Consider the following 16,382-nt stretch of genomic DNA (forward strand, 5'->3'; position numbering starts at 1 on the left):
GTGCGGGCGGCATGCCCGGGGCGTAGGGGTGGCCCGCGGGCGGCGCCGGGGTGCCGCCGCCGGCCATCCGGCCGCCCGGCGGGACGGTGGACGACAGCGTGCTGTGCGTGAACTGGTCGATCTGCCGGCGGGCGCGGTCGGCCTCGGCGCGGGCGGCGTCGCGCTCCTCGGCGAGGGCGGTGAGCGCGGCCTGCTGCTCGGCCACCGACTGGGCGAGCTGCCGCAGCTGGACGGCCTGGTCGTTGACCTTGGCGGTGAGCTCGTCCCGCTCCGCCGTCGCGGCCCTGGCGAGCGCCTGGGCGGCGTCGCGCTCCTTGGCGGCCTCCTCGGCGCGCGCGTTGGCGCGGACGAGCTCGGCCTCGGCCTCGGACTGGGCGCGCTGCGCGGCGGTGCGTTCGGCCTCGGCCTTGCTCGTGGCCTGCATGGCGCGCTGCCGCTGCGCCTCGGTGTCGCGCATGGCGTTGCGGAGGTCCTCGGCGCCCTGCTTGGCGACGGCGGCCTCGACGCGCTGGGCCTCGGCGGCGCCCTCGGCCTCGGAGAGCTTGGCGTGCAGGGCGACCAGCTCGGCGCGGGCGTTCTCCAGCGCGGCGAGCAGTTCGGTCTCGCGGGCCGCGACGCGGTCGCGCTCGCTCTCGGCGGCGAGCTTCGCGGTCATCGACTGCTGCGCGATCTGGTGCGCCTCCTCCCACGCCTGCTGCGCGGCGTCGCGCTTGGCGGTGGCGACCTTGGCCTCCTCGCGCAGCCGCGCGGCCTGCTCCTCGGCCGCGCCGGCGCGCTGCCGCGCGGTCGCCGCCTCCTGCCACGCCTCCTCGGCGCGGCGCTGCGAGGCGTCGCGCTCGCTCTGCGCGACAGCGAGCTCGCGGGCGGCCTCGGCGCGCACCTCGGCGACGCGCCGCTCGACGCCCGCGACGCTCAGCTCGGAGGTCAGCGAGTCGGCGAGCAGATCGGCGGCCTTCTCCAGCCGCTCGACCATCTCCCAGGCGGAGGCGACCTGCCCGGTGAGGCCCGGCGCGTCCCGGCCGCGCTCGCGGCGGTCGCGTGCCTCGCTGGCGCAGGCGCCGTCGTTGTCCTGGCAGTAGCGGACGGCGCGGACGGCGCCCCTCGGCTGCGGGACCGGCCGGCCGCAGTTGGCGCACGGCCACATCGTCACCGGGTCGCCCACCCGGGCGACCGCCGTCTCGGCGGGCCCCCCGTCCCCCGCACCGCCGGCGACAGCGCCCACCCGGGGAGCCGCGGCCAGCCCCTCGCGGCCGCTATTGTCGCGCTCTTCGCTGTTAGGCATGGAATGAACCTTACGACCTGTACCGGGTTGCTGCAGTGACTTGGGTGGCAGATGTGGGGATGCCGCCCGTCCAGGCCGGGTGCCTCAGAGTTGGGCCATCGCCTTGCGGATGCGCTTGTCGGACACCGGGAAGCGCGTGCCGAGCTGCTGGGCGAACAGGCTGACCCGCAGCTCCTCCAGCATCCAGCGGATCTGCCGGGCGGGCTCCTCCTCCCGGCGGGTCGGCGGCAAACGGCGGAGGGCGTGCTCGTACTCCTGCGCCAGGACGCCGGCCTGCTGCGCGAGCAGCCGGTCGCGTCCGGGGTTCTCGGGGAGCTTGTCGAGCCTGATCTGCAGGGCGCGCAGGTAGCGGGGCAGATCGGGCAGCCGCCCCCACCCGGTCGCCGTGACGAACCCCGGGTGGATGAGGGCGGCGAGGTTCCCGCGGATGTCGGTCAGCGCCGGGACGAGGGTCAGGCTCGCCGTGCCGCGCAGCCGCCGGTCGACCTCGTGCGCCTCGGCCAGGATGCGCTCGACCAGGCCGGTGATCTGCGCGGTCGCGTCGTGCAGGTCGGCGCGGACCCGGTCGTACAGGGCGCGGTAGCCGTCCTCGTCCCACGCGGGCCCGCCGGCCTCGGCGATGAGCCGGTCCGCGGCGGCGGTGACGCAGTCCTCGAAGAGGGCCGCGACGGAGCCGTGGGGGTTGTGGCTGAGAGCGAGCTTGCCCTTGTTGGTCAAGCGGCTCTGGATGAGCTTCACCGGTGACGGCGCGTTCAGCAGGATCAGCCTGCGCGTGCCGAGCCACATGGCGCGGCGCTGCTCCGCCTCGGTCTCGTACATCCGGACGGCGACGCCGTCCCCTTCGTCGGTCAGCGCGGGGTACGCCTTGACCGCGTAGCCGGCCTGGCTGCGCTCGTAGGTGCGGGGCAGCTCGCCGATCGTCCAGTCGGTGAGGCCGGAGCGCTCGATGGTGGACGCGGCCTTCGACAGCGTTCCGCGCACCTTGCCCGCGAGGCGGCGTTTCAGCTCGTCCAGGCCCGTGCCCTCGCCGAGGGTGCGGCCGGTGGCGTCGTCCACGACGCGGAAGGTGATGCGCAGGTGGGCGGGGAGCCGGGACGGGTCCCACGCCTCGCGCGCGACGGGCACGCTGGTCATCGCGGTCAGCTCGCGTTCCAGGGCGTCCAGGAGCGGCTCGGTGCGCGGGGCGACCCGGTCGAGGATCTTGCGGGCGTAGTCGGGCGCCGGGACGAAGTTGACGCGCAGCTGCTTGGGCAGCGACCGGATCAGCTCGGTGACCAGCTCGGCGCGCAGCCCCGGCACCTGCCAGTCGAAGCCGTCCGGGCGGACCTGGTTGAGCACCTGGACGGGGATGTGCACCGTCACGCCGTCGGCGTCGGCGCCCGGCTCGAACTGGTAGGTCAGCCGCAGGCGCAGCGGCCCCTGCTTCCACACGCCGGGATAGTCGGCCTCGCTGACGTCGCCCGCGGCCTCGTTCATGAGCATCGACTTCTCGAACCCGAGCAGGTCGGGGTCGGCGTGCCGGGCCTTCTTCCACCAGGCGTCGAAGTGCCGCCCGGACACGACGTCCTCGGGTACGCGCTCGTCGTAGAAGTCGAAGAGGGTCTCGTCGTCGACGAGGATGTCGCGGCGCCGGGCGCGGTGCTCCAGCTCCTCCACCTCGTCCAGCAGCGCGCGGTTGTCGTGGAAGAACCGGTGGTGGGTCTCCCAGTCGCCTTCGACGAGGGCGTGCCGGATGAACAGCTCGCGGGACAGCGCGGGGTCGATGGAGCCGTAATTGACGCGGCGGTCGGCGACGATCGGCACCCCGTAGAGGGTGACCTTCTCGCGCGCCATGACCGCCGCCTGCTTCTTCGACCAGTGCGGCTCGCTGTAGTTGCGCTTCACGAGGTGCTGCGCGAGCGGCTCGATCCAGTCCGGCTCGATCTTCGCGTTCACGCGGCCCCACAGGCGGGACGTCTCCACGAGCTCCGCCGACATCACCCACCGCGGCGGCTTCTTGAACAGCGACGACCCGGGGAACACGGCGAACTTCGCGCCGCGGGCGCCGAGGTACTCCTGGGTGCGGCGCCGCCCGTCCTTGCGGCCGTCCTTCCCGGCGTCCTTCTTGTCGGTGTCGGCGAGCCCGATGTGCGACAGGAGGCCGGCGAGCAGCGAGATGTGGATGCGGTCGGGCGGGGCGTCGGCGGTGTTGAGCGTGACGCCGAGGGACTTGGCGACCTGTTTGAGCTGGCCGTGCAGGTCCTGCCATTCGCGGATGCGCAGGAAGTGCAGGAACTCGTTCTTGCACATGCGGCGGAACGCGCTGCCCGACAGCTCCCGCTGCCGCTCGCGCAGGTGGTTCCACAGGTTCAGGTAGGCGAGGAAGTCCGAGGTGGGGTCGGCGAAGCGGCGGTGGTGCTCGTCGGCGGCCTGCTGGTGCTCGGCGGGCCGCTCCCGCGGGTCCTGGATCGACAGCGCCGCCGCGATGATCAGCACCTCGCGGACGCAGCCGTTGCGGTCGGCTTCCAGGACCATGCGGCCCAGCCGCGGGTCGATGGGCAGCTGGGCGAGCCGGCGTCCGAGCGGGGTGAGCCGCTTGCGGGGGTCCTTCTCGGCCGGGTCGATCGCGCCGAGCTCGTGGAGCAGGTCGACGCCCGCCTTGACGTTGCGGCGGTCCGGCGGCTCCACGAACGGGAACGCGGCGATGTCGCCGAGGCCGAGCGCGGTCATCTGCAGGATGACCGACGCGAGGTTCGTGCGCAGGATCTCCGGGTCGGTGAACTCCGGGCGGGACTCGAAGTCCTCCTCGGAGTAGAGCCGGATGCAGATGCCCTCGGCGACGCGTCCGCAGCGCCCCTTGCGCTGGTTCGCCGACGCCTGCGAGACCGGCTCGATCGGGAGCCGCTGCACCTTCAGGCGGTGGCTGTAGCGGGAGATGCGGGCGGTGCCCGGGTCGACGACGTACCTGATGCCCGGGACGGTCAGCGACGTCTCGGCGACGTTGGTGGCGAGGACGACCCGCCGCCCGCCGTGCGGCCGGAACACGCGGTGCTGCTCGGCCGCCGACAGCCGCGCGTAGAGGGGCAGGACCTCGGTGGCGGTCCTGCGCCGGGTGAAGTGCTTGGTCAGCGCGTCGGCGGTGTCGCGGATCTCCCGTTCGCCGGAGAGGAACACCAGCACGTCGCCGGGGTCCTCGCGGCCGAGCTCGTCGACGGCGTCGACGATCGCCTGGATCTGGTCGCGGTCGGGGTCGGCGGACGGGTCGTCCGGGTCGGTGACCGGGCGGTACCGGACCTCGACCGGATACGTGCGCCCGGACACCTCCACGATCGGCGCTCCGCCGAAGTGCTCGGAGAAGCGCTCCGGGTCGATCGTCGCCGAGGTGATGATCACCTTGAGGTCGGGGCGCTGCGGCAGGATCTCCTTGAGGTAGCCGAGCAGGAAGTCGATGTTCAGGCTGCGCTCATGCGCCTCGTCGATGATGAGGGTGTCGTACTGCCGCAGCAACCGGTCGTTCTGGATCTCGGCGAGGAGGATGCCGTCCGTCATCAGCTTGACGAGCGTGTCGTCGCTGGACCGGTCGGTGAAGCGCACCTTGTAGCCGACGGTGTCGCCGAGTTCGGTGCCGAGCTCCTCGGCGATGCGGTCGGCGACGGTGCGGGCGGCCAGCCGGCGCGGCTGGGTGTGCCCGATCGAGCCGAGCACGCCCCGGCCGAGCTCCAGGCAGATCTTGGGGATCTGGGTGGTCTTGCCGGAGCCGGTCTCCCCCGCGACGATCACGACCTGGTGGTCGCGGACCGCGGCGAGGATGTCGTCCTTCTTCCGCGAGACCGGAAGCTGCTCGGGGTAGGTGATCGCGGGCACGGCGAGCCGCCGCCGCTCGACCCGCCGCTCGGCGGCCTCGACGTCGGCGGTGATCTCCGCCGCGACCCGGGCGCGCCGCCCCGCGTCGCGCATCTTCCGCACGCCCTCGACACGGCGGCGCAGCCGGTGCTGGTCGCGCAGCATCAGCTCCGGGAGGCGCGCGCGCAGATCGGCGAGCGGCGGTGTCACAGGCGTCCTCATGGTGATCGGCACGGGGCATCGACTCGGGGATCGACAAGGGCTTCGACAAGGATAAGGTTCGGGGCCCTCGGCTCCCGCTCACCCTGCGAACCCTCGCACCGTAGCCGGAACGCCCCGCGGGGGCGATCCGTTTTTCCGGCGGCACCCTTCTGGAACGCCGCTCCGGCGGGCGGCATTCCGCCGCCCGCCCCGCCGCCGTTCGCCCCCGCCGTCGGCCTGCCTCGCCGTCAGCCGGCCCGCCGTCAGCCGGCTCCGCGTCAGCCCGCGCCGTAGACGGGTTCGGGGGCGGGCGCCTTGGCCAGCAGGTCCGTGACCACGTCGCCGACCTCGGCGGGATCCCACCTCGCGCCCTTGTCGGCCGCGGGGCCGTGCCGGAAGGCGTCCATCACGCAGATCTTGCCGCCCTCGGCCTCGAAGACGCGCCCGGTCACGTCCCGCGACCCGGCGGAGCCGAGCCACACCACGAGCGGGGAGACGTTCTCCGGCGCCATGGCGTCGAACTCGCCCTCGGCCGGGGCCGCCATCGTCTGCGCGAAGACCTCCTCGGTCATCCGGGTGCGGGCGGCGGGCGCGATCGCGTTCACCGTGACCCCGTAGCGGCCGAGTTCGGCGGACGCGACGAGCGTGAGCCCGACGATGCCGGCCTTGGCGGCGGAGTAGTTGCCCTGCCCGACGCTGCCGAGCAGCCCCGCGCCGGAGGACGTGTTGATCACGCGTCCGTCCACCGGGCGGCCCGCCTTGCTCTCGGCGCGCCAGTACCGGCCGGCGTGCTTGAGCGGCAGGAAGTGGCCCTTGAGGTGGACGCGCATTACGGCGTCCCACTCGTCCTCGTCCAGGTTGATCAGCATGCGGTCGCGCAGGAACCCGGCGTTGTTGACGAGCGTGTCGAGCCGCCCGAACGCGCCGGTCGCCGTCTCGACGAGCGCGGCGGCGCCGGCGTCGGTGGCGATGTCGTCGGTGCTGGCCACGGCCCGGCCGCCAAGGGCCTCGATCTCCCGGACGACGTCCTGCGCGGGCCCCTCCGACGCGTCGCCGGTCCCGTCCCGAGCCACGCCGAGGTCGTTGACGACGACGAGGGCGCCTTGGCGGGCGAATTCCAGGGCGTGCGCGCGGCCGAGGCCGCGGCCGGCTCCGGTGACGGCGACCACCCGGTCCTTGCAGATCATCGCGGCTCCTTCTCGTTCGGGTCCTTGTTCACGGTGGCGGCGTCCAGGAAGGCGGGCCGCTCTCCCCCGCCGTGCATCAGCATCTCCGTGCCGGTGATGTAGGCGGCCAGGTCCGAGGCGAGGTACGCGCAGGCGGCGCCGACCTCGTCGGGGGTGCCGAGGCGGCCCATCGGGACGGTGCGTCCGATCGCCGCGATCCCCTCCTCGTCGCCGTAGTGCAGGTGCGCGGACTCGGTCCGGATCATGCCGAGGACGAGCGTGTTGACCCGGACGTGCGGCGCCCACTCGACGGCCAGGGACCGGGTCAGGCTGTGCAGGCCGGCCTTGGCGGCGCCGTAGGCGGAGGTGCCGGGCGAGGGACGCACGCCGCTCACGCTGCCGATGTTGACGATCGAGCCGCCGCCCGTCTCCAGCATCCGGGGCTGGAGCACTCTCGACATGATCAGCGCGGAGGTCAGATTGAGTTCGATGATCTTGAGGTGGGTGCGCAGCGGCCCCTCGGCGAGGGGCAGGAACGGCCCGCCGCCCGCGTTGTTGACCAGGATGTCCACGCGGTCGAGGCCGTCGGCGAACTCCTGGGCGGCGTCCGGGTCGCGGGCGTCGAGCGCCGCGAACCGCGCCGGCCGGCCGCCCGCCTCGGGCAGCGACTCCGGTTCGCGCCGGGCGACGGCGACGACGTCGGCGCCCGCCTCCAGGAGGGCCCGGGAGATACCGGCACCGACCCCGCGGACGCCACCGGTCACCACGGCGGTCCGGCCGGCCAGATCGAGCGTCAGGGACATCCCCCGCCTCCTCCGTGCGCCTCTGCTACCTTCTGTTCTAACAAATGTTTGGTGGAAAGGTAGCGCATGGGAGTCTCCACCACGACCCTGGACGGGGTCGCCGAGATCGTCGTGGACGCGCCGCCGGTCAACGCGCTGACCGTCGCCGGGTGGTACGAGCTGGCCGACGCGCTGCTCGCGGCGGGCCGCGACCCGCAGGTCGGCGCGGTCGTGCTCCGCGCCGAGGGGCGGGGCTTCAACGCGGGCGTCGACATCAAGGAGATGCAGAGCACCGAGGGCCACGGCGCCCTGGTGGGGGCCAACCGCGGCTGCTACGCGGCGTTCGCGGCCGTCTACGACTGCGAGGTCCCGGTGGTGGCCGCCGTGCACGGGTTCTGCCTCGGCGGCGGCGTCGGCCTCGCGGGCAACGCCGACATCGTGATCGCGTCCGAGGACGCCTACTTCGGCCTCCCGGAGGTGGACCGGGGCGCGCTCGGCGCCGCCACCCACCTGGCGCGGCTCGTCCCGCAGCACCTGATGCGCGCGATGGTCTACACGTGCCGCAACGTCACGGCCGGTGAACTGCACCACCACGGCTCGGTCCTGGAGGTCGTGCCGCCGGCGGAACTGCGCGCGAAGGCCATGGAGGTCGCCGGGGACATCGCCGCCAAGGACCGGTACGTCATCCGGCGCGCCAAGGAGTCGCTGAACGGCATCGACCCGGTCGACGTCAAGCGCAGCTACCGCTACGAGCAGGGCTTCACGTTCGAGCTGAACCTCACCGGCGCCGGGGACGAGCACCGCGACGCCTTCGTCGCCAAGGGGGCGCAATGAGTTCCAAGGTGCTCTCCGCCGAGGAGGTCGCCGGGTCGCTGGAGAGCGGCATGACCCTCGGCATCGGCGGCTGGGGGTCGCGGCGCAAGCCGATGGCGCTCGTCCGGGCGATCCTCCGCACCCCCGTCACCGACCTCACCGTGGTCTCCTACGGGGGCCCGGACGTGGGGCTGCTGTGCGCGGCGGGCAAGGTCCGCCGGCTGGTCACCGCCTTCGTGACCATGGACTCGGTCCCCCTCGAACCGCACTTCCGCACCGCGCGGCAGACCGGTTCGGTCGAGCTGACCGAGTACGACGAGGGCATGTTCATGTTCGGGCTGTACGCGGCGGCGCACCGGCTCCCGTTCCTGCCGACCCCCGCCGGGCTCGGCTCGGACGTCCTGAGGGTCAACCCGGAGCTGAAGACGGTCCGGTCGCCGTACGAGGACGGCACGGAGCTGGTCGCCGTTCCGGCCCTGACGATGGACGTGGCGCTCGTCCACATGAACCGCGCCGACGCCCGCGGCAACGCCCAGTACCTCGGCCCCGACCCCTACATGGACGACCTGTTCGCCAAGGCGGCCGGCCGGACGTACGTGTCGTGCGAGCGCCTGGTCGATACCGCCGACTTCGCCAAGGAGGGGCCGCTGCAGTCCCTCCTGATCAGCCGGGCGCACGTGGCAGGCGTGGTGGAGACGCCGAACGGGGCGCACTTCACCGACTGCACGCCCGACTACGGGCGCGACGAGGCGTTCCAGAAGTTCTACGCCCAGTCCGCGGCGGACCCGGACAAGTGGGCCGCGTTCCGGGACCGCTTCCTGTCCGGCGACGAGGCCGCCTACCAGGACGCCGTCCGGGCCTGGCAGGAGGAGTCCCGATGAGCACCATGACCTCGATCACGCGCGCCGAGGTGTGCGCGGCCGCCTGCGCCGACCTCTTCCGCGGCGACGGCGAGATCGTCGCGGCGGCGGTCGCGGGGTTCGTGCCGATGCTGGGGTCGCGGCTGGCGCGGGCGACGTTCGAGCCGGACCTGCTGACCACGGACGGCGGCCCCGCGCTGAGCGCCGAGCCGGTCCCGCTCGGCAGGCCGGCGGCGACGGTGGAGGGCTGGCTGCCGTTCCGCGACCACCTGTGGCTCGTCCTGAACGGGCGGCGCCACGTGGTGATGGGCCCGAGCCAGATCGACGCGCACGGCAACACGAACATCTCGTGCATCGGCGACTGGGAGCGTCCGACGCGGCAGCTCCTCGGCGTGCGCGGCGGACCCGGGAACACCCTGCTGAACACGACGAGCTACTGGGTTCCGAAGCATTCCACCCGGGTGTTCACCGAGAAGGTCGACATGGTGAGCGGGATCGGCTGGGACCGGGGCGCCCACGAGATCCGCGCCGTGGTCAGCAACCTCGCGGTGCTCGACTTCGAGACGCCGGACCGGCGGATGCGGCTCCGCTCGGTGCATCCGGACGTGCGCGTCGAGGACGTGGTGGCCGCCACGGGCTTCGAGCTGGCCGTCCCGGACGACGTGCCCGAGACGCGGCTCCCGAACGACGAGGAGTTGCGGGTCATGCGCGAGGTGCTCGATCCGAAGGGCCTGCGGGAGAGGGAAGTCTCATCATGAGCGAAGCGAACCGGGAGGTGTGGGGGGTCGCCCCCCACAGGAGGCACGCATGAGCGAGCAGGTGCTCGACACGGCGCTGACGCGGCTGACCGGCGTCCGGCATCCCGTCGTCCAGACGGGGATGGGCTGGGTCGCCGGGCCGCGGCTGGTCACCGCGGTCGCGAACGCGGGCGGTCTCGGGATCCTGGCGTCGGCGACGATGACGCTCGACGAGCTCGCCGGGGCGATCCGCGAGGTCAAGGAGCGCACCGGCGCGCCGTTCGGGGTGAACCTGCGCGCCGACGCCGGCGACGCGGGCGACCGCATCGACCTCATGATCAAGGAGGGTGTCAAGGTCGCCTCGTTCGCGCTCGCGCCGAAGCGGGAGCTGATCGCGAAGCTGAAGGACGCCGGCCTGGTGGTCATCCCGTCGGTCGGCGCGCGGCGGCACGCGGAGAAGGTCGCGGGCTGGGGCGCCGACGCCGTCCTCGTGCAGGGCGGCGAGGGCGGCGGGCACACCGGTCCCGTCGCGACGACGCTGCTGCTGCCGCAGGTCGTGGACGCGGTGGACATCCCGGTGATCGCCGCCGGCGGATTCTTCGACGGGCGCGGCCTCGCCGCCGCCCTGGCGTACGGCGCGGCGGGCGTCGCGATGGGCACCCGGTTCCTGCTGACGTCCGACAGCTCCGTCCCGGACGCGGTCAAGCAGGTCTACCTCGACACCGGCGAGACCGTGGTGACCCGCCAGGTGGACGGCATGCCGCACCGGGTGCTGCGCAGCGAGCTGGTCGACTCCCTGGAGGGCTCCGGCCGGATCGGCGGGCTCGTCCGGGCGCTGCGCAACGGCGCCCGGTTCAAGCGGCTGTCGGGCATGTCGTGGCGCGAGATGATCGCCGACGGGAAGGCCATGAAGCACGGCAAGGACCTGTCCTGGTCGCAGGTGCTCATGGCCGCCAACACGCCGATGCTGCTGAAGGCGGCCATGGTGGACGGCCGCCCCGACCTCGGCGTGATGGCGTCCGGCCAGGTCGTCGGCGTCATCGACGACCTACCGACCTGCGAGGAGCTGATCGGCTCCATCGTGGCGCAGGCCGCGGCGGCGATCGCCGCCCAGCAGGCCGCGCTGGTCAGCCCGCCGACTCCAGCAGCCGGCGGCCGATGATCATCTTCTGGATGTCGGCGGTGCCCTCGCCGATCAGCAGCATCGGCGCCTCGCGGTAGAGGCGCTCGATCTCGTACTCGGTGGAGTAGGCGTAGCCGCCGTGGATGCGGAACGCGTCCTCCACGACCTCCTTGCAGTACTCGCCGGCGAGGTACTTGGCCATGCCCGCCTCCAGGTCGTTGCGCTCGCCGGAGTCCTTGCGCCGCGCCGCCATCACCGTCATCTGGTGCGCCGCCTCGACCTTCGTGGCCATCTCCGCGATGCGGAACAGCACCGCCTGGTGCTCGGCGATCGGCCGGCCGAACGCCTCGCGCTGCCGCGCGTACCGGACGGCCAGCTCGTAGGCGCGCCGCGCGACGCCGCAGGCCCGCGCGGCGACGTTGACGCGGCCGACCTCGACGCCGTCCATCATCTGGTAGAAGCCGCGGCCGGGCGTCCCGCCGAGGATCTGCGCGGACGGGATCCGGAACCCGTCGAAGAGCAGCTCGGTCGTGTCGATGCCCTTGTACCCCAGCTTCCCGATCTTGCCGGGGACGGTCAGGCCGGGCGCGACCTCGCCGAAGCCGGGGGTCTTGTCGACCAGGAACGTCGTCATGCCGCGGTGGCCGGCGTCCGGGTCGGTCTTGACGAGGGTGGCGACGAGGTTGGCGGAGGCGCCGTTGGTCAGCCACATCTTCTGGCCGTCGATGACGTGGTGGTCGCCGTCCGGGACGGCGCGGGTGGTGATCGCCGAGACGTCCGAGCCGCAGCCGGGCTCCGACATCGAGAACGCGCCGCGGATCTCCCCGGTCGCCATCTTCGGCAGGTAGTGCGCCCGCTGCTCCGGGGTCCCGTGCTGGGTGATCATCCAGGCGACGATGAAGTGGGTGTTGACGATGCCCGACACGCTCATCCAGCCCCGGGCCAGCTCCTCGACCACCAGCGCGTAGGTGAGCAGCGACTCGCCGAGGCCGCCGTGCTCCTCGTCGATCATGAGCCCGAACAGGCCGAGCTCCTTCATCGCGTCCACGATCGCCTGCGGGTACTCGTCGGCGCGCTCCAGCTCGGCGGCGACCGGGATGATCTCCTTCTCGACGAACGCGCGCACGGTCGCGATGATCTCCCGTTGCTCGTCCGACAGCCCGTGCGTCTGCTGCAGCCTGCTCACGTGCGCGTTCCTCCCGGGGAGAAATTCAATTTTTTATACGATATTGCGCGTTACCCGACCGCCGGAAGAGGGGCCTGCCCCTATCCGCGTCCACCGTCGTCCCAGAAGCCCTGCCCTTCCAGGTGGACGACCAGCAGCGTGCCCGCGTGCCGGATGTGGGCGCGCATCGCCTGCCGTGCGGCGCCCGCGTCCGCGGCCCGCAGGGCGGCCAGGACGAGGTGGTGGTCGTCCACCGACGCCTGGGTCCAGCCCTGGATGCTGGAGTAGAAGCGGCGCGGCGCGTACCGCACGACGAGCCGCAGCAGCCACGCCGTCTTGGGCGAGTCGGCGCACAGGTTGATGCCCCGGTGGAACCGGTGGTTGGCCGCCTCGATGGCGTCGGCGTCCCCGCTCGCGGACGCCCGCTCCAGCAGCTCCTGCGTGCGGGCGAGCGACTCCAGCTCCGCCTCGGTGATCTTCTCGGCGGCGCGGGCGGCGAGCTCGCCGGCGAAGTACGCCTGCGCCTCGAACAGGTCCTGGACGTCCTGCCTGGTCAGCGGGGCGGGCATGAATCCCCGCCGCGGCTCCAGCGTGACGAACCCCTCGCCGCGCAGCGACAGCAGGGCCTCCCGGACGGGGGTGACGCTGATCCCGAGGTCGTCGGCGATCCGCTCCAGGCGCAGGAACTCCCCGTGCCCGACCTGGCCCGACATGATGAGCTCGCGCACGTAGGCGGCCACCTCGTCGCTAAGCTGGCGGCGCCTGCCGAGGGCCTGCCCGCCGCCGGATGCCACTGCCATCGTCCCCCCGCGCCTGTGCCGTCCCCACATGTTGACATCCCGGACCGGCAAATCAAATATATGAAATGCCCGGGATGCGCCCGTGCGGGAGGAGACCTGCGGCAGTGTTCATGCTCAGCGGCGAGGAGCGCGCCATCGTCGAGGTGGTCGCGGACTTCGTCGACAAGGAGGTCCGCCCGGTCGCCCGGGAACTGGAGCACGCGGGGACCTATCCCGCCAACCTCATCGACCGGATGAAGGAGCTCGGCGTGTACGGGCTCGCCGTGCCCGAGCCGTACGGCGAGGCCGGCGTGTCCAAGGCGTGCTACGCGCTGGTCACCGAGGAGCTGGCGCGCGGCTGGATGACCCTGGCGGGGGCGTTCGGCGGGCACACGGTCGTCTCGCACCTGCTCGCGGTGTTCGGGACGGAGGAGCAGAAGGCCCGCTACCTGCCGCGGATGGCCACCGGCGAGCTGCGCGCCACGATGGCGCTGACCGAGCCGTCCGGCGGCTCGGACCTGCAGGCGATGACCACGACCGCGCGGCGCAGCGGCGACCGGTACGTCGTTGACGGCGCCAAGATGTGGATCACCAACGCGCGCATGTCGGGCCTGATCGCGCTGATGTGCAAGACCGACCCGGACGCGTCGCCGCGGCACCGGGGCATCAGCATCCTGCTGGCGGAGAAGGGCCCCGGGCTGACCGTCTCGCGCGACCTGCCCAAGCTCGGCTACAAGGGCGTGGAGAGCTGCGAGCTGTCGTTCGACGGCTACGAGGCGCCGCTCGACGCGGTGCTCGGCGGCGAGGAGGGGCACGGGTTCGCCCAGATGATGCGGGGCCTGGAGGTGGGCCGGATCCAGGTGGCCGCACGCGCGCTGGGCGTGGGGCGCGCCGCCCTGGAGGACTCGCTCCGCTACGCCCAGGAGCGCGAGGCGTTCGGCAAGCCGATCTGGCAGCACCAGTCCATCGGCAACTACCTCGCCGACATGGCCGTGCAGCTGCGCGCCGCGCGGCTGCTCACCCTCGACGCCGCCGTGCGCCTCGACACGGGCGGGCGCTGCGACATGGAGGCGGGCATGGCCAAGCTGTACGCGTCCGAGGCGGCCATGCAGATCGCGCTGAACGCGGTCCGCATCCACGGCGCGGCCGGCTACTCCACGGAGTTCGACATCGAGCGCTACTTCCGCGACGCCCCGCTCATGATCGTCGGCGAGGGGACCAACGAGATCCAGCGCAACGTGATCGTCAAGCAGCTCATCGACCGGAACCGGATCTAGCGGCCCGCGGTCAGGCCGGGATGACGGGGCAGTGCGTCCCCTTGTAGATCGTGGGGACGCAGCGGTTGCAGTGGATGCACAGCGAGGGCGTGGACGAATCGGCGGCGATGCGGTTCACCAGGTCGGGTTCCCGCAGGAGCGCGCGGGCCATCGCGACGAACTGGAACCCCTCCCCCATGGCCTTGTCCATGGTCGCGCGGTCGGTGATGCCGCCGAGCAGGATCAGCGGCAGATCCAGTTCGGCGCGGAACCTCCGCGCGTGTTCGAGCAGGTAGGCGTCCTGGTAGGGGTAGGTGCGCAGGAACTTCTTGCCGAACATCCGCATGCCGATGCGCAGCGGCAGCTTGTAGCTGGCGGCGAACTCGGCGACGGGCATCTCGCCGCGGAACAGGTACATCGGGTTGAGCAGCGAGCTGCCGGCGGTCAGCTCCAGCGCGTCGACGGTGCCCTCCTCCTGGAGGCGGCGCGCCACGTAGAGGCTGTCGTCGATCTCCAGGCCGCCGCGGACGCCGTCGCGCATGTTGAGCTTGGCGGTGACCGCGATGCGGTCGCCGACCTCGTCGCGGACGGCGCGGGCAATGCCGAGCGCGACCTTCGCGCGGTTCTCGATCGGGCCGCCGTAGGCGTCCTTGCGCCGGTTGAGCCGGGGGCTGAGGAACGAGCTGGCGAGGTAGTTGTGCCCGAAGTGGATCTCGACCGCGTCGAAGCCCGACTCGATCGCCAGCCGCGCCGCCTCGGCGTGCGCCCGGGTGATGCGGTCGATGTCCTCGGCCGTGGCCACCTTGGTGAACCGCATGCCGAGCGGGTTGAAGAACCGCCCCGCCGAGACCGCGGGCAGCCTGGTCGAGCTGGCGTCCGCGACGGGCCCGGCGTGCCCGATCTGCGCGGACGCGGCGGCGCCCTCGGCGTGGACGGCGTCGGTGAGGCGCCGCAGGCCGGGCACGGCCTCGGGCCGCATCCAGATCTGCCCGCCCTCCGTCCGCCCCTCCGGGGCGACCGCGCAGTACGCGACGGTCGTCATGGCCACTCCCCCGGCCGCGGGACGCCGGTGGTACTCGATCAGGTCATCGGACACCACCGCGTCCGGCGTCATCCCCTCGAAGGTCGCCGCCTTGATCACACGGTTGCGCAGGGTGAGCGGCCCCAGCCGGGCCGGTTCGAACACGTCCACGGGCGGACTCCGGATCTCGTCGGGGGTCAGAGGCGTTCGATGATCGTGACGTTCGCCTGGCCGCCGCCTTCGCACATGGTCTGGAGGCCGTAGCGGCCGCCGGTGCGCTCCAGTTCGTGGAGGAGGGTCGTCATGAGGCGGGCGCCGGTGGCGCCGAGGGGGTGGCCGAGGGCGATGGCGCCGCCGTTGGGGTTGGTGGTGGCGGGGTCGGCGCCGGTCTCCTTGAGCCAGGCGAGCACGACGGGCGCGAACGCCTCGTTGATCTCGACGGCGTCGATGTCGCCGATCGTCATGCCGGCCTTCTTCAACGCGTACGCGGTGGCGGGGATCGGCGCGGACAGCATCCTGATGGGGTCTTCGCCGCGGGCGGAGATGTGGTGGATGCGGGCGCGGGGGGTGAGCCCGTGGTCGCGGACGGCCTGCTCGGAGGCGATGAGCAGGGCGGCGGCGCCGTCGGAGATCTGGGAGGAGACGGCGGCGGTGAGCCGTCCGCCGTCGACGAGGGTCTTCAGGCCCGCCATCTTCTCCAGGGTGGTGTCGCGGCGCGGTCCCTCGTCGGAGGCGACGCCCTCGTAGGGGACGATCTCGCGCTCGAACCGTCCCTCGTCGATGGCGCGGATGGCGCGCTGGTGCGATTCGTAGGCGAACCGCTCCATCTCCTCGCGGGTGAGGTCCCAGTCGCGGGCGATCATCTCGGCGCCGTTGAACTGCGACACCTCGCCGTCGCCGTAGCGGCGGACCCAGCCCTTGGAGCCGGCGAAGGGCCCCTCGGTGAAGCCGAGCGGTTCGGCGGCGGTCATCGCGTACCCGATGGGGATCTGCGACATGCTCTGCACGCCGCCCGCCACGACCAGGTCGGACGTGCCGGACAGGACGGCCTGCGCGGCGAAGTGCACGGCCTGCTGCGAGGAGCCGCACTGGCGGTCGACGGTGACGCCGGGGACCTCTTCGGGCAGCCCGGCGGCGAGCCAGCAGGTGCGGGCGATGTCGCCGGCCTGCGGGCCGACGGTGTCGACGCAGCCGAACACGACGTCCTCGACCGCGGCGGGGTCGGCGGTCGTGCGGTCCATCAGCGCCGACAGCACGTGCGCGCCGAGGTCGGCGGGGTGGGCGCCGGACAGGCCGCCGCCGCGCCGCCCGACCGGAGCGCGGACCGCGTCGACGATGTATGCCTCGGCCATGGGGGTGTCTCCTTCGTGGGGGG

General features: G+C 72.7%; 13 protein-coding genes. 5 read left to right on the forward strand and 8 right to left on the reverse strand.

The features are described 5' to 3' along the window. The 4 genes from E1200_RS12170 to E1200_RS12185 form a co-directional block, all read right to left on the reverse strand. Positions 1-1,282: chromosome segregation ATPase (locus tag E1200_RS12170; RefSeq protein ID WP_243708500.1), on the reverse strand; the 1,282-nt coding region annotated here is incomplete at its 3' end. Positions 1,283-1,366: 84 nt separating this feature from the next. Then, complete coding sequence (hrpA, locus tag E1200_RS12175) at positions 1,367-5,326, reverse strand: ATP-dependent RNA helicase HrpA (RefSeq protein ID WP_131951966.1); 3,960 nt, start codon at positions 5,324-5,326, stop codon at positions 1,367-1,369. A 257-nt stretch (positions 5,327-5,583) separates the two neighbouring features. Beyond that, positions 5,584-6,492, reverse strand: a complete 909-nt coding sequence (locus tag E1200_RS12180; RefSeq protein WP_131951967.1) for an SDR family oxidoreductase — start codon at positions 6,490-6,492, stop codon at positions 5,584-5,586. Continuing rightward, positions 6,489-7,274 carry an SDR family oxidoreductase gene (locus E1200_RS12185; protein WP_131951968.1) on the reverse strand — a complete coding sequence of 262 codons (786 nt, stop codon included), beginning with the start codon at positions 7,272-7,274 and terminating at the stop codon, positions 6,489-6,491. Before E1200_RS12185 ends, E1200_RS12180 begins: the two co-directional genes overlap by 4 nt. 66 nt (positions 7,275-7,340) lie before the next feature. Between E1200_RS12185 and E1200_RS12190 the strand changes: the two genes are divergently transcribed. The 4 genes from E1200_RS12190 to E1200_RS12205 are packed head-to-tail and all read left to right on the forward strand — an operon-like array spanning position 7,341 to position 10,825. After that, the gene (locus tag E1200_RS12190) at positions 7,341-8,087 is read left to right on the forward strand and encodes an enoyl-CoA hydratase family protein (protein ID WP_131951969.1); all 747 of its coding nucleotides are present in this window, start codon (positions 7,341-7,343) and stop codon (positions 8,085-8,087) included. Next, positions 8,084-8,947, forward strand: a complete 864-nt coding sequence (locus E1200_RS12195) for a CoA-transferase (RefSeq protein WP_131951970.1) — start codon at positions 8,084-8,086, stop codon at positions 8,945-8,947. Before E1200_RS12190 ends, E1200_RS12195 begins: the two co-directional genes overlap by 4 nt. A 5-nt stretch (positions 8,948-8,952) precedes the next feature. Then, complete coding sequence (locus E1200_RS12200) at positions 8,953-9,684, forward strand: CoA-transferase (protein WP_131951982.1); 732 nt, start codon at positions 8,953-8,955, stop codon at positions 9,682-9,684. Positions 9,685-9,733: 49 nt separating this feature from the next. Further along, complete coding sequence (locus E1200_RS12205) at positions 9,734-10,825, forward strand: nitronate monooxygenase (protein ID WP_131951971.1); 1,092 nt, start codon at positions 9,734-9,736, stop codon at positions 10,823-10,825. On the opposite strand, the gene E1200_RS12210 is transcribed toward E1200_RS12205, so the two are convergent. After that, entirely contained in the window at positions 10,791-11,972 is a 1,182-nt protein-coding gene (locus E1200_RS12210) for an acyl-CoA dehydrogenase family protein (protein ID WP_131951972.1), read from the reverse strand. The genes E1200_RS12205 and E1200_RS12210 overlap by 35 nt on opposite strands. Before the next feature lie 80 nt (positions 11,973-12,052). Beyond that, positions 12,053-12,751, reverse strand: coding sequence for a GntR family transcriptional regulator (locus E1200_RS12215; RefSeq protein WP_131951973.1), 699 nt, complete (start codon positions 12,749-12,751; stop codon positions 12,053-12,055). A 110-nt stretch (positions 12,752-12,861) separates the two neighbouring features. On the opposite strand from E1200_RS12215, the gene E1200_RS12220 reads away from it, so the two are divergent. Then, positions 12,862-14,007, forward strand: coding sequence for an acyl-CoA dehydrogenase family protein (locus E1200_RS12220; protein WP_131951983.1), 1,146 nt, complete (start codon positions 12,862-12,864; stop codon positions 14,005-14,007). Between the two features lie 10 nt (positions 14,008-14,017). Here the strand turns inward: E1200_RS12220 and E1200_RS12225 are convergent, their stop codons facing one another. After that, positions 14,018-15,178, reverse strand: a complete 1,161-nt coding sequence (locus E1200_RS12225) for an NADH:flavin oxidoreductase (RefSeq protein ID WP_131951974.1) — start codon at positions 15,176-15,178, stop codon at positions 14,018-14,020. A gap of 26 nt (positions 15,179-15,204) precedes the next feature. After that, positions 15,205-16,359: an acetyl-CoA C-acetyltransferase gene (locus tag E1200_RS12230; protein WP_131951975.1), complete on the reverse strand. Its 1,155-nt coding sequence runs from the start codon at positions 16,357-16,359 to the stop codon at positions 15,205-15,207. Positions 16,360-16,382 lie beyond the last annotated feature (23 nt).

The sequence above is a fragment of the Actinomadura sp. GC306 genome (assembly GCF_004348665.1).
Classification (GTDB): Bacteria; Actinomycetota; Actinomycetes; order Streptosporangiales; family Streptosporangiaceae; genus Spirillospora.